A 14,928-nucleotide genomic window follows, 5' to 3' on the forward strand; every position below is an offset into this window, starting at 1 on the left:
TGGCAATGACGAGCAGGATCGTTAAACTAGTTGGATATTGGAATCAATATCACGAGAATGAATTTGTTACGTATCTACTTGCTGTTAATTTTAGCAATTAACTTACTTTTTAATACTGTTTATGCCGCCGATTATTTATCAGATTCGGAACGTACCTATTTAAAAGCAAAAAAAGTCATTGTAATGGGTGTATTGTCTGAACCTTGGCTACCTTATTGGGGCGGCATTGAGAATACAATCGGTATTCAACATGATTATGCGGTAGGGATAGGAAAAGAGCTTGATGTCAAAATTGAATATCGTAGCTATCAATCGATAACTGATCTTGTTGCTGCTGTGCATGATGGTGATGTGGATTTTGCTATTGGTTTTAGCAAAACAAAAGAGAGAGAAAAAAACATTTTATTCAGCTTGCCACTCTATAATAACCTACGAGTGATTTGGCTAAGGGACAAAAAATTAAATCAGCAAGATATGAATCATTTGAAATGGGTTTGCGTACAAGGTTCATCTTATTGTGAAACATTAGAGCAGAGCCATTACCCACACATATTACTAGCACAAAGTTTCTTAGAATCAGCAGAAATGATGAAGCAAGGTTTAGCCGATGCAACGATAACCAACTATATATCACTCAATCATTATATCAGCCCTAATTCTGGATATGACGGTGAGATTATTGCAGATGGTCGATTAGGTGTCGAAATAAATAGAATTATTTTGCCGATGGGAAATAATGAATTAAAAAACATTTTTGATAAACTCATTCTTGCTGAAGCAACAGGAAATACAGCTAATAAGATAGACTCGACTAATATTTATTTTTTGAATAATAAAGACAGCCTAAAATTATTAAGTCAAGAAAATAGCAATCAAATTGTCAGATACACCATAGAAGAAGATATATATCCACTCTCTTATTGCGATGAGGGGGATAATCAGGTGAAGGGATATGTCCATGATTTACTCAAGCTCATTGAGTCAAAAAGCTTTCTTAAATTTCAGTATGTGCCGGCCAATGGTAGAGATATTAGACAAATGCTTATCGATAATGAAGTCGATTTATTGCCTTCATTAAATGTCGATGACATCGATAATCGTGATTTTATAGCGACCCCACCTTACACTAATTTGCAATTTGGTTATGTGGTCACTAAAAAGCCTTTTCAACAGAAAAAATTAGCGATATTAGATCGTACTGGTTACTTATATAGCCACTTAAAAATCTATGAAGATAATAAAAAAGTTAAAGTTTATAGAGATCTTAAAAAGGTTATTCTAGATTTAAAATCAGTAAGATAACTCATGCCTTAATGAATCAAGATATTATAAATCAGCAAATGGCATACCTTGGTGATAAGTTTTTGATACTTCCAGCAATAGATAATGAAGGTTACTCTATTAATATCGGTATGGTCTTTCGAAAGGACGAGTCGATATTGTTTGAAATGCTCAGCCGATCTTTAACTATGGTAACTGAGTCTGAGATTAATGCACTAAAATCACTCCATAAGAAAGTAAATGTGAATTATGGTTATGATAAGCAGCAAGTTATAATCTATTCTTTGATTGCAATGTGTATTTTTCTGTTTTTATTATTATTTGGAATAATTATATTTTATAAGTTAAAAAGTTCCTTAAAATACAGTCAAATCAGTTCAAAACTTTCAGAAGTTCAAGTGCAATGGCTGACAGATTTGCTCGATAAAATACCCAGCATGATCTTCATTTCAGATGTGAATGGGAAAGTAGTGTTATCTAACCGTTCATATAAGCAATGTAGCAAGGCTTCTCTAATTAGTGATGATGTGAATTGCCTCATATGTACTGGCATCGGATCTGTCGATCTGTCGAATAAACACTATCAGATTGATGAGAAATATTATGTCATTAATCATGAATCGATTGCGCATCCCAAGAGTGGGGATACTCATTACTTGACCGTTTGCAGTGATATCACAGAACTCAAGCTCTCAGAATTGGCATTACGTGATTCTAATAATAAGGCACTAGAAGCTGTAGATGCGAGGAATCATTTTTTAGCTGTAATGAGTCATGAGCTTAGAACGCCAATTGCGGCCATGCTAGGGTTGATGGAGATTTTATCAACTCGAATTAAAAACGATGAGAGCCGTTTGTTATTGACGAATGCAATTCGTTCTGCCGAGAGAATTAAGCACCATGTCCATGAGATTTTAGATTTTTCAAAAATGGAAGCTCAGCAATTACAATTAGATATACGCCAGCATAATATTTTAGAAGAGTTATGTCCCACGATTAGAAGCTTTGAAGCGAGTGCTAAGTTGAAAGGCGTTGAGTTCGTTGTTGATTGGGTGCCGACAGCTATTATTTACGCAAAGTTTGATGCATTACGCTTAAATCAGGTTCTTACCAATGTATTAGCCAATGCTGTTAAATTCACTACGGCAGGTACGGTTTCCATCCACGTTGAATTGACGGAAGAACAGATAGTCTTTGCCGTAAAAGATACGGGGTGCGGAATGAATGAAGCGCACTTGGATTCGTTATTTAAGCCATTTATGCAAGCGGATAAAACCATTACTCGCCAATATGGCGGTACTGGGCTTGGTATGTCAATAGTATCGAATTTAGTCAATCTAATGGATGGTCATATTACAGTTTCCAGTACGCTGAATGAGGGGACTCAAGTAACAATAGTGCTTCCCATTTGTGGTGAGCCGCTATCTGAACCGTTGAGTCAACGTAACTACCGTTGCACTAACGAACGCATTATCGAGTGGTTGAAGTGTTGGCAAGTTTCGGTGAGTCAAGGTGGTGTATCCTTGGTCGATTTTGACGCGATAATGACCAAAAAACATCTCTATCCTGACCTTCTTATTGATAAGATAAAAGATAGTGAACAAGTGCTGGTTCAACCGAAAAAAATGAAACTTTGTGGGCATGTTTTGGTGGTTGATGATGACGCTATTAACCGTTTGTTATTAAAAAAACAGCTACATGAACTTGGTGTGCAAGCAACCATTGTTGGTGATGGAGAAGAGGCATGCCATCTTTTACAAAACGAAGACAGCCAGTTTGATTTACTACTAACGGACTGCCATATGCCTAAAATGGATGGTTTCGCTTTAGCAAGATTTGTTAAAAATCATATTCCGCAAGAGAGATATAAGGTGGTTATCGGTTGTACGGCAGAAGACTCACGGTTGATCGCAGAGAAGGCTCACCAGTCTGGTATGGAACACGTGTTGTATAAACCCTACTCGTTGGCGTCGCTGTATACTATGTTGAGTGGTTATCTTTCTATGTATCCTTTAGTAAATGCTGACTCAAAAAGCTGGCTTGAGAGCTTTTTACCGGGTGAAAAAAGTGAAATTGCTTCTGTTGTGGCAGAATCTTTAGCGGCCGAGGTCGATAGACTCGAAAAGCATGATTCTGATTACAAAATGATAGCCCATCGTGTTAAAGGCTCTGCCGGAGCGCTTCAACTGGATTATCTCGCGAATCTTGCGGTTAGCTTGGAGCGCGAATTAGAACCACAAGCTGTTGTATCTGCAAAACAACGACTGATAATGGAAATGAAAATCGTGATTACACAAGCACAAGAATGGTTAGATAAACAGCAACGAGTAGATGACGAATGAACATTTTGATTGTCGAAGATGATCGAATTCAAGCCACGAGTTTGAAACTGAAACTCAGACAGCTTGGGTTGAATAACGTCGATATTGCAGCAAATGGACACCAAGCGTTGGCTTTATGCTTGCGCAAAGAGATATCGCTGGTTTTTTGTGATATTCATATGCCGGAAATGGACGGAGTTACGCTTTTGTCGATGCTTGGGGATAAACATCCTTCACTCGGAATTATTATATTGAGTGCTGTTGACGATGCCGTGTTAGACCTTACTTATAACATGTGCTGTTTAGCGAGCTTTAATTTTGTCGATGTTTTGCGAAAGCCCTATTCTATTGAGCAACTTGAAACTGTGATTCATGCGTTTCATGTGAAGTGTGAACAACAGGCCGCAAGCATTACGCCTATCTCATTAGGGTACAAAGAGATAGAAACAGCATTCAGTGAAGATTGGTTATTCAATTACTATCAACCTCAGTTTGATTTTAAAACGGGTGCCATGGTTGGAGTCGAGGCACTTGTCCGACTCGATCACCCAGTTCATGGTGTATTAAGCCCTGCGCATTTTCTGCCTCTTATTGAAGAGCTGAATTTGATGGATAAGCTGTTTTTAATTGTTTTGGATAAAGCATTATCGGCTTTAGGCAGTTTGTCAGCCGATCTTCAGTTATCAATCAATATCTCCCAGAGTAATTTACAACAGCTGATCTGTGACCCTATTCTTACTCTCTGTCACAAATACGCGTTTCCCACTGATAAACTCACGCTCGAGCTGACGGAAGATCATGTCTATAACGGTACGACAGCATCACTGGCTAATCTTGCGCGTTTAAGAATGCATGGTGTTGGTTTATCCATTGATGATTTTGGCACAGGCTACGCCTCTCTAAGTCAGCTTTCGAAATTACCCTTTACAGAACTTAAAGTAGATCAAAGCTTTGTCCGCGATCTCTCCACCAATTATAAAAACCAGCAACTCACCAACATGTGCTTATTGCTAGCGCAATCCTTAGGCTTGCATTGTGTTGTCGAAGGTGTGGAGGACGAAGATACTTGGCAATATTTACGTCATTTAGGCGTGGATACTTGTCAAGGTTATTATTCGGCGATGCCGATGCCGATTGGCGATCTCGCTGAACTGTATAGCAAAAATATCAGCAAGCAGTTAAGCCATCAAAGTATTGAAGATGGTGTGTATTGCTTATTAGTTGGAGAAAATTCGACTAGCGCTAATGCCCTAAGAAAAATGTTGATGAGAGAAAAACGCGTTACGCAAGTGGTCGTTGCCAGTGATCTCGCTTGCGCTGTAAAGAGATTGCGTGATTTACCTTTTAATTTAGTGGTTGTGGATAGCTACTGCAGTAAAGACGCTAGTTTGCAGTTGCATCAGCATATTGAATCGATGAATTTTAAGGGAAGACTTATTTTTCTCAATGAATATCATGAAGCAATATCTGCAGAACTTGCACATGCGCGCCACATTGTGAAATCAGCTGCATTGACTGACACCATTCAGAGCATAATGGGGGAGGTTGGGCGAACAGTTAATTTTCAACCTAGTTTTCGACTCAATGAAAGACTATCCAGCAGAGAGTTGAGTGTGGCAAATTTGTTGATTCAAGGTTTGACCAATAAGCAGATAGCTAATCAACTGGATATTAATCAGAAAACAGTCAGTACTTACAAAGCGAGAATTCAAAGTAAATTGGGCATTCGTTCGGCCATGGAGCTGATTCGTTACATTGAGCTCGATCATCTTAGTGCCAGTTTGAGCATCGCTTAAACTGAATGTCGATTTGCGTAAGCATTAGATTACACTTTTCGGTGAAAGTGTTTATTTATTATTACCAATCAACACGTTGTTAATTTATTGTTAATCGATTTTAGTGACACTCTTCACGGATTTTATTTTCAGATGGCAGGATTATCCCTTTAAGTTAGATCTAACGTAACTAAGATGTTAAAAAAAGGCTGATTTTCCAGTGAAACGTGCTGAAAATGTACTCAACACTAGATGATTTAGCACTATGGTCTGACCAGATAGCGCTTGGTAACTTTAATTCACTGAGTTTGAGTTAATTGTTGGGCTATTTATCTATTCCATTAGGTAAACCATGGAATTATGCATTTTTTTGCTACGATTTTATGGCAAATTACTTCAATGGTTGCTAATGTGTGCCGCTATCCTTAGGAGTTTTTAGATTTTTCTGCTTAGTTTTTGCGCTAAATAAATCTAAAGTTCTAGCGATGCTAGAGAGCTCTCAAGGAAGTCATGGATGCAAAAATAAAAACTTGGAGTTTATGCATGTATAAAAATAAAATCACCCAAGCCCTTCTTCTAGGGGCGGGTATGGCAGTGGCTGCCACTTCTACTTTTTCTATCGCGGCTGATGTTCCAGCCGGCACCAAATTGGCCAAAGTTCAGGAAATCGTTCGTGGTAACGGTACTGAAGTCGCCACACTCGATCCTCACAAATCCCAAGGTGTTCCTGAGTCGCACGTAATTCGTGACTTATTGGAAGGGCTTGTGAACCAAGACGCGGATGGTAAAACCATTCCTGGGGTTGCAGAAAGTTGGGAAACGGCAGACAACAAAACATTCATTTTCCATTTGCGCAAAAATGCAAAATGGTCAAATGGTGATCCTGTCACGGCTGGTGATTTTGTTTTCAGCTTCCAACGTGCAGTCGATCCTGTAACGGCTTCTCCTTATTCTTGGTATATGGAATATACTAAGATGAAGAATGCAAAAGATATTGTGGCAGGAACGAAAGACAAAAGTGAGCTTGGCGTTAAAGCTAAAGATGACCACACACTCGTTGTTGAGCTTGAAGATGCTGTGCCTTATTTCGTCATGATGATGGGCCACACAACCGTGAAACCCGTTCATAAAGCAACCGTAGAAAAGTTTGGTGACCAATGGACCAAGCCTGAGCATTTTGTTGGTAACGGTGCCTACGTTGTTGATCAATGGGTTGTCAATGAGCGTTTAGTACTAAAGCGTAACGAGCAATACTGGGACAATGACAAAACAGTCATTAACAAAGTTACCTTCCTGCCTATTGAAAACCAAGTATCAGAAATGAACCGTTTCTTATCAGGTGAAATCGATATCTCTTATGAATTACCCACCGAGCATTTTAAGCGTCTGAAGAAAGAGCATCCAGAATCAGTATCGATTCAGGGTAACTTGTGTACTTATTACTACCTGTTCAATACCAAAAAGGCACCATTTGACGACGTTCGTGTGCGTAAAGCGATTTCTTACGCTATCGACCGTAACATTGTGAGTGATGCGATTTTAGGTCAAGGCCAAAAACCAGCTTATTTCTTAACACCTGAAATTACGGCGGGCTTTAATCCTCAAATGCCAGCATATGGCAAGATGACGCAAAAAGAGCGCGATGCAGAAGCGGTAAAATTGTTGGCTGAAGCGGGCTTTAATAAAGACAACCCTCTGAAATTCAGCCTCCTCTACAATACATCGGAAAACCACAAGAAAATCGCTGTAGCACTGGGTTCTATGTGGAAAAAAACGCTCGGTATTAATGTCGTATTAGAGAACCAAGAGTGGAAAACCTATCTAGATTCTAAAGATCAAGGTAACTTTGAAGTGGCACGTGCTGGTTGGTGTGGTGACTATAATGAAGCGTCTTCATTCCTAACCTTAATGGTGAGCAATAACACCACGGGTGGTTTGCACTACCAAAGCGCTGAATACGATGCAATTATTGATAAAGCGTTAAAATCAACCTCTGAAGAGGAGCGCACTAAGCTATATCTGGATGCAGAAAAACTATTAACCAAAGATATGCCGATTGCCCCTATCTATCAGTATGTTAAATCTCGTTTATTATCTCCTAATGTAGGCGGCTTCCCGATGAATAACGCGGAAGAGAAGATCTACTCAAAAGATCTTTATATCACAGCAAAGTAAGTCCACTTACGCTGATAAAAATATAACGACTTAGACACTGCATGTAGCTATCTTCAGATAGTAATTTACATGCAGCGTCTTTCTAATTTTCATTGTCACAGACTGAAAGAGTGAGTTTATGCTTAAATTCATCGCAAAAAGGATATTAGAAGCGATACCAACCATGTTGGTGTTGATCACGGTATCTTTCTTTCTCATGCGTTTCGCTCCTGGTAACCCATTCTCAAGCGAACGTCCTTTACCACCGGAAGTGATGGCCAACATTGAAGCCAAATATGGCTTAGACAAACCCGTGTCTGAGCAATACTTCACCTACTTGACCAATATTTTGCAAGGTGATTTTGGCCCATCATTCAAATACCAAGATTATACGGTGAATGAATTGATCGCCGTTGCCTTGCCTGTCTCGGCAAAAGTCGGCTTTATCGCTTTTATTTTTACCGTTATCGCGGGTGTTTCCATTGGTACGATTGCCGCACTAAAACACAACACTTGGATTGACTACACCATCATGTCGACGGCAATGATTGGCGTGGTGATGCCGTCGTTTGTTCTCGCCCCAGCTTTAATTTATCTCTTCTCCTTGCATTGGAAAATATTCCCGGCTGGTGGTTGGTTAGATGGAAGTTTCCAATATTTAGTACTGCCAGTGCTGGGTATGTCGATGCTCTATATTGCCACCTTTGCCCGTATCACCCGTGGCTCAATGATAGAAACACTCAACAGTAACTTTATTCGCACGGCACGCGCGAAAGGGTTGAGTTATCCCTATATCGTTGTTAACCATGCTTTGAAGCCTGCTTTACTGCCTGTTGTGTCGTACATGGGACCTGCGTTTGTCGGTATTATTACGGGGTCTGTGGTGATTGAAACGATTTTCGGTCTACCGGGTATCGGTAAGCTGTTTGTTAACGCTGCATTTAACCGCGATTACTCATTGGTGATGGGTGTAACCATTTTAATTGGTTTCCTATTTATTCTTTTCAACGCCATTGTTGATATTTTGCTTGCGGTCATTGACCCGAAAATTCGCTACTAACAGGGACGTATGGTTATGTTAACGAAAAGAGAAAACCTAGCCGCGGTTGAGAAGTTTTCTGAAAACTTAGAAATAGCTGGCCGCAGCTTATGGCAAGATGCGCGAATTCGCTTTATGCGTAACAGAGCGGCAATGGTCAGTTTGTGTATTTTGACGATGATGACCCTTGCGGTGATCGTACTACCGATGATGGCCCCGTATACCTATGACAATACGGACTGGTATTCAATGCACGTTGGGCCCAATGCGGATCATTGGTTCGGCACCGATAGCCTTGGGCGTGATTTGTATGTGCGTACCTTAGTGGGTGGGCGAATTTCGTTGATGGTTGGCGTAATGGGCGCGTTGGTTGCTGTTCTGATCGGCACACTTTATGGTGCGGCGTCGGGCTTCATTGGCGGTAAAGTAGACCGCATTATGATGCGTATTTTGGAGATTCTATACGCTGTTCCTTTCATGTTCCTTGTGATTGTGTTGGTGACTTTCTTTGGCCGAAATATCGTGCTTATCTTCGTCGCTATCGGTGCAATTGCATGGCTTGATATGGCGCGAATTGTGCGTGGCCAAACCTTGAGCCTACGCAGCAAAGAGTTTATTGAAGCGGCGCATGTGTGTGGCGTCAGCAACTGGAAAATTATTACACGTCATATTGTGCCAAACGTGTTGGGTATTGTAGCGGTCTATTCGACGCTGTTGATCCCAAGTATGATTTTGACAGAGTCATTTTTATCTTTCCTTGGTCTTGGTGTTCAAGAGCCGATGACAAGCTGGGGAGCACTTCTACAAGAAGGTTCACAAACAATGGAAGTCGCTATTTGGCAACTTGCTTTCCCAGCCGCGTTCATGGTGGTCACCCTGTTTTGCTTTAACTATGTCGGTGATGGTCTGCGCGATGCGCTTGATCCTAAAGACCGATAATTAAAAGATTAAGGAAGCAATAATGAGCTTATTAGATGTCAAAGATCTGCGGGTCGAATTTACCACTCAAGATGGTATTGTTACCGCTGTCAACGATTTAACTTTTTCACTGGAGCAAGGCGAAACCCTCGGTATCGTAGGGGAGTCTGGCTCTGGTAAATCGCAAACCGTGTTCGCTATTATGGGCCTACTTGCCAAAAATGGTATTATCACGGGTAGCGCAAAATTTGAAGGGAAAGAGATCCTCAATTTGCCAGAAAAAGCCTTGAATAAAGTGCGCGCTGAACAAATTGCGATGATCTTCCAAGATCCAATGACGTCACTGAATCCCTATATGAAAGTCAGCGAGCAGTTGATGGAAGTGCTGATGCTGCACAAAGGAATGAGCAAGTCGGCCGCGTTTGAAGAGTCGGTACGTATGCTAGAGGCGGTTAAAATCCCCGAAGCGCGTAAGCGAATTACCATGTATCCGCATGAGTTTTCTGGCGGTATGCGTCAACGCGTTATGATTGCAATGGCGTTGTTATGTCGGCCTAAGTTACTGATTGCCGATGAACCCACCACCGCATTGGACGTAACGGTGCAAGCCCAAATTATGGATTTGTTGAATGAACTCAAAAGCGAATTCAATACCGCCATTATCATGATCACCCATGATCTGGGTGTGGTTGCGGGTTCATGTGACAAAGTATTGGTAATGTATGCAGGGCGTACGATGGAATATGGCTCTGTGGATGAAATTTTCTACAACCCGAGTCACCCTTACGCTGAAGGTTTATTAAAAGCCATTCCTCGTTTGGATACGGAAGGTGAAATCTTACCAACGATTCCTGGAAACCCACCTAACTTGCTACGATTGCCACCGGGTTGCCCTTATCAAGAGCGCTGCCACCGAGTGACAGAACGCTGTAAACGTGAAGCACCTATTTTATTGCCATTTGCCGATGGTCGCCAACGTGCCTGTTTTTCTGATTGGGAGGCTTGGGTTAAATGAGCGAACAAAAACCATTATTACTGGATGTAAAGAACCTCAAAGTTCACTTCAACATTGCCTCTAAATCCGCGTGGCCGTGGTCTAAACCATCCAACCTAAAAGCCGTAGATGGCGTTAATGTGCGCCTATATGAGGGTGAAACTCTCGGTGTAGTAGGCGAATCAGGTTGCGGAAAGTCTACTTTTGCGCGAGCGATCATTGGTTTAGTCGAAGCCACCGAGGGTGAAGTGGTGTGGCTAGGAAATGATTTGACGAAAATGCATGAGGTTGAGCGTCGCAAAACCCGTAAGCAAATTCAGATGATTTTCCAAGACCCACTGGCGTCATTGAACCCAAGAATGTCGGTTGGCGATATTATTGCAGAGCCACTTCAAACCTTTTATCCAGAACTTTCGAAGCAAGAAGTAAAGGATCGTGTAAAAGAGATGATGACAAAAGTCGGTTTATTGCCGAACGTCATTAACCGCTATCCCCATGAATTCTCTGGTGGTCAGTGTCAACGTATTGGTATTGCCCGTGCGCTCATTTTAAAACCGAAAATGATCATCTGTGATGAGCCAGTTTCTGCTTTGGATGTTTCAATCCAAGCGCAAGTGGTTAACCTGCTCAAAGAGCTGCAAAATGAGCTTGGTTTAAGTTTGGTTTTTATTGCCCATGATTTATCGGTAGTGAAACACATCTCTGATCGTGTACTCGTGATGTATTTAGGCAATGCGGTCGAGCTTGGCACCTCGGAGGCGTTGTTTGCGAATCCATCACACCCTTACACCAAAGCTTTGATGTCGGCTGTGCCAATTCCAGATCCAAAACTGGAGCGTGCTAAGAAAATTCAGATGCTAGAAGGGGATTTACCCTCGCCAATCAACCCGCCTTCTGGATGTGTTTTCCGTACCCGCTGTCCTCAAGCGACGGAAATTTGCGCACAGCAAAAACCGCAGATTAAAGGTAGTGATGAACATGCTGTGTCTTGTTTGCATGTCGAACTCTAAATTTAGCCTGTGACAGGCTTAAGCGCGGCGCATTTCTGGGTCGCGCTTTTTTTATCTGTGCGCTTAGCGGGGTAAATCGCACTGTTCAAAATTTCTGAATAACAAGGACAACTTCCTCCGGTTTTACCATTTTCTATCCTACTTATAATAAAAAAGTCATCGGAATGAGGAGTGGAGATCATGGGAAAATTAGTTGAAGGCGTCTGGCACGATGTTTGGTATGACACCAAAAGCAGCGCTGGGCATTTTGTACGCGAAGACGCAGGATTCAGACACTGGGTCGACAGCCAGCCAGATGCACGATTTCAACCAGAATCGGGCCGTTATCATTTGTATGTCTCTTTGGCATGCCCTTGGGCTCACCGTACATTGATTTTTCGCCAACTCAAATCACTCACCGAACACATTGATGTTACGGTCGTTTGTCCTGACATGCTAAGTGAAGGCTGGTCTTTTGGTATTCCTGAACCTCTGTTCGGCTATACCAAACTCCACCAAATCTACACCAAAGCAAAGGTAGATTATTCAGGGCGAGTAACTGTGCCTGTGCTGTGGGATAAGAAGACCAATACTATTGTTAGCAATGAATCTTCTGAGATTATTCGCATGTTTAACAGTGCATTTAATGAGTTAACGGGTAACCAGCAAGACTACTATCCGCAAGCACTCAGCAAAGCTATCGATGAATGGAATGCGTATATCTACCCCAATATTAATAATGGCGTCTATCGATGTGGGTTTGCGACCACGCAAGAGGCCTATGACGATGCTTATGATGCACTCTTTACGGCATTAGATAAGGTCAACAATCATTTAGCGACGTATCGCTACTTGGTCGGTAACCAGATCACCGAGGCGGATTGGCGTTTATTCACTACACTTATCCGTTTTGATGCTGTTTACGTCGGTCATTTTAAATGCAATAAACAGCGGATCGCCGATTATGAGAACTTAAGCGGTTACTTAAAAGAGCTTTACCAAATCGACGGTATCAAACAAACGACCGATTTTTACCACATCAAACGCCACTATTATTTCAGCCATATCGGCATTAACCCAACGCAAGTGGTACCTAAGGGGCCGGATCTTGATCTTGATACGCCCCATGAGCGCGGCTTTATTGGGTTATAACGAGGGTGGAAGTGTGCTATAAAAAAGGCTCTTATGTGATACATAAGAGCCTTTTAATCAGCAAGTTAAGCTAAGAATTTTATTTTGTTTCTTGGCTTGCTTGAATCGCCGTTAACGCGATTGTGTAAACAATATCGTCAACCAACGCACCGCGAGACAAATCGTTTACTGGTTTACGCATGCCTTGCAGCATTGGACCGATAGAAACAAGGTCTGCTGAGCGTTGTACCGCTTTGTAAGTTGTATTACCTGTGTTTAGGTCAGGGAAGACAAATACCGTTGCTTTACCAGCGACTGGAGAGTTTGGTGCTTTAGAAGCCGCCACGTTTTCCATGATTGCAGCATCGTATTGCAAAGGACCGTCGATAATAAGATCTGGACGTTTCTCTTGAGCAATGCGCGTCGCTTCACGCACTTTATCTACATCAGCACCTTTACCTGATTCACCCGTCGAGTAGGAAATCATCGCCACGCGCGGGTCAATGCCGAATGCTGCCGCAGAATCGGCCGATTGAATCGCAATTTCAGCAAGCTGTTCAGCATTTGGATCTGGGTTGATGGCGCAGTCGCCGTATACCAACACTTGATCAGGCAATAGCATGAAGAAGATAGAGGATACAATCGAGGCATTTGGCGCGGTCTTAATGATTTGGAATGGAGGAACAATGGTGTTGGCTGTGGTATGAACCGCACCAGAAACCAAACCGTCAACTTCATCCGCTTCAAGCATCATTGTGCCAAGGAATACTGAATCTTGCAGTTTTTCACGAGCCACAACTTCCGTCATACCTTTTGAACCACGCAGTTCAACCAAGCGAGCAACGTAGTTTTCGCGCACTGAGTCAGCATCGATAATTTCAACGCCTGCACCTAACTCAACACCTTGCTGCGCAGCAACGCGGCGGATTTCGTCAGGGTTACCAAGTAAAACACAAGTCGCAATACCGCGCTCAGCACAAATAGATGCCGCTTTCACTGTGCGTGGTTCATCCCCTTCAGGAAGCACAATACGTTTACCTGCACGACGAGCATACTCAGTTAACTGGTAACGGAATGCTGGTGGGCTAAGGCGACGAATACCTTGCGTGCCCTCAGTAAGCGAATTAATCCAAGGGCCATCGATGTGGCTAGCAACATGATCGCTGATGAACTCGATACGTTCTTTATCGTCAGCTGGAACTTCTAGGCTAAAGCTTTGTAGGTTGAGTGACGTTTGCCAAGTGTTACCTTGTGCTTTAAAAATAGGCAATCCGCTTTCAAAGGCTGGTTTACATAGGTTCACAATCTCTTGTGGCATATCGTAACCGCCAGTCAGCAGCACCGCACCAATTTCAACGCCATTCATTGCGGCCAGAGAGGCGGCAACAATCACGTCAGGACGATCGGCTGATGTTACTAAGAGTGACCCTGGCTTAAAGTGCTCAATCATGTGTGGCAAAGAACGCGCACAGAAAGTGATGCTCTTAATACGGCGAGACTTAATTTCACCTTCATTAATGATTTCAGCTTTCAGGTGTTTGGCCATATCAATAGCACGAGTCGCGATAAGATCGATACTCCAAGGCACGCAACCTAACACACGAATTGGGCTAGTGTTGAAGATCTGCATCACTTCTAAATTGGCTTGTTTCGCGCTATCTGCATCATCAAAAATTTCTGATAAGTCAGGGCGAGTACGGCCTGCTTCATCAACAGGGGCATTAAGCTTGTTGATAATAACACCTGAAATGTTTTTATTTTTTGTTCCACCAAAGTTTGAGCACGCAACTTCAATACGCTCTTTCAACTGAGTTGGGTTGTCTGTTCCCGGTGTCGCGACAAACACAATTTCTGCGCCCAGTGTTTTGGCAATTTCTGCGTTCACTTGGTTCGCGAATGGGTGTTTGCGTGTTGGCACAAGGCCTTCAATCAGCGTTACTTCAGAATCTTTATTGATGTGGTTGTAACGCTCAACGACGGTTTCAAGCAACACATCCATCTTTTCGCTACCGATCAACGTTTCTGCCGCTGACATCATCATCGGTTCTGCAATGCTGATGTCGCTGTTGCGACCGATAATCGTTGAAGTGAGATCAGGTTGATCGCCACCCGAGCGAGGTTGTGCAATAGGCTTATAAAAAGAAACGCTAACACCTTTACGCTCCATGGCGCGAAGGACACCCATGCTCACGCTGGTAAGACCAACACCAGCGCTGATAGGGATAAGCATAATAGTACGGGACATGAGTAGAGTACCTCAAACTATTGAAATCAATCTAACCGAAACTAGATTGAAAAAGGAACAAAGCCCAACATGACCTTCTTT

Annotated in this window: 10 protein-coding genes; 9 read left to right on the forward strand and 1 reads right to left on the reverse strand. The window is 42.3% G+C overall.

Annotated elements, in window-relative coordinates; translation table 11 throughout:
- The first annotated feature begins 57 nt into the window (after positions 1 to 57).
- The 9 genes from AACT21_RS10595 (at position 58) to AACT21_RS10635 (ending at position 12,623) form a co-directional block, all read left to right on the forward strand.
- Entirely contained in the window at positions 58 to 1,302 is a 1,245-nt protein-coding gene (locus AACT21_RS10595) for a transporter substrate-binding domain-containing protein (protein WP_339373636.1), read from the forward strand.
- An 11-nt stretch (positions 1,303 to 1,313) separates the two neighbouring features.
- A complete protein-coding gene (locus AACT21_RS10600; RefSeq protein ID WP_254917178.1) occupies positions 1,314 to 3,623 on the forward strand; it encodes a hybrid sensor histidine kinase/response regulator in 2,310 nt (769 codons plus the stop codon).
- Positions 3,620 to 5,398: an EAL domain-containing protein gene (locus AACT21_RS10605; protein WP_017048098.1), complete on the forward strand. Its 1,779-nt coding sequence runs from the start codon at positions 3,620 to 3,622 to the stop codon at positions 5,396 to 5,398. Before AACT21_RS10600 ends, AACT21_RS10605 begins: the two co-directional genes overlap by 4 nt.
- 522 nt (positions 5,399 to 5,920) lie before the next feature.
- Positions 5,921 to 7,552, forward strand: a complete 1,632-nt coding sequence (locus tag AACT21_RS10610) for an ABC transporter substrate-binding protein (RefSeq protein WP_141192786.1) — start codon at positions 5,921 to 5,923, stop codon at positions 7,550 to 7,552.
- Positions 7,553 to 7,670: 118 nt separating this feature from the next.
- On the forward strand, positions 7,671 to 8,591 hold the full coding sequence (gene oppB / locus AACT21_RS10615; protein ID WP_013856495.1) for an oligopeptide ABC transporter permease OppB: 921 nt from the start codon (positions 7,671 to 7,673) through the stop codon (positions 8,589 to 8,591).
- A 15-nt stretch (positions 8,592 to 8,606) separates the two neighbouring features.
- Positions 8,607 to 9,509 carry an oligopeptide ABC transporter permease OppC gene (gene oppC, locus AACT21_RS10620; RefSeq protein WP_026028150.1) on the forward strand — a complete coding sequence of 301 codons (903 nt, stop codon included), beginning with the start codon at positions 8,607 to 8,609 and terminating at the stop codon, positions 9,507 to 9,509.
- Positions 9,510 to 9,531: 22 nt separating this feature from the next.
- Positions 9,532 to 10,503 (forward strand): ABC transporter ATP-binding protein, encoded by a 972-nt coding sequence (locus AACT21_RS10625; RefSeq protein ID WP_010319733.1) that lies wholly within the window; start codon positions 9,532 to 9,534, stop codon positions 10,501 to 10,503.
- The gene (gene oppF, locus AACT21_RS10630) at positions 10,500 to 11,492 is read left to right on the forward strand and encodes a murein tripeptide/oligopeptide ABC transporter ATP binding protein OppF (RefSeq protein ID WP_010319732.1); all 993 of its coding nucleotides are present in this window, start codon (positions 10,500 to 10,502) and stop codon (positions 11,490 to 11,492) included. The genes AACT21_RS10625 and oppF overlap by 4 nt, the downstream gene beginning before the upstream one ends.
- A 180-nt stretch (positions 11,493 to 11,672) precedes the next feature.
- Positions 11,673 to 12,623, forward strand: coding sequence for a glutathione S-transferase family protein (locus tag AACT21_RS10635; protein ID WP_029388200.1), 951 nt, complete (start codon positions 11,673 to 11,675; stop codon positions 12,621 to 12,623).
- A gap of 79 nt (positions 12,624 to 12,702) precedes the next feature.
- Here the strand turns inward: AACT21_RS10635 and pta are convergent, their stop codons facing one another.
- Positions 12,703 to 14,847: a phosphate acetyltransferase gene (gene pta, locus AACT21_RS10640; protein ID WP_013856498.1), complete on the reverse strand. Its 2,145-nt coding sequence runs from the start codon at positions 14,845 to 14,847 to the stop codon at positions 12,703 to 12,705.
- Positions 14,848 to 14,928 lie beyond the last annotated feature (81 nt).

The sequence above is a fragment of the Vibrio sp. V08_P9A1T1 genome (assembly GCF_963874405.1).
Taxonomy (GTDB): domain Bacteria; phylum Pseudomonadota; class Gammaproteobacteria; order Enterobacterales; family Vibrionaceae; genus Vibrio; species Vibrio anguillarum.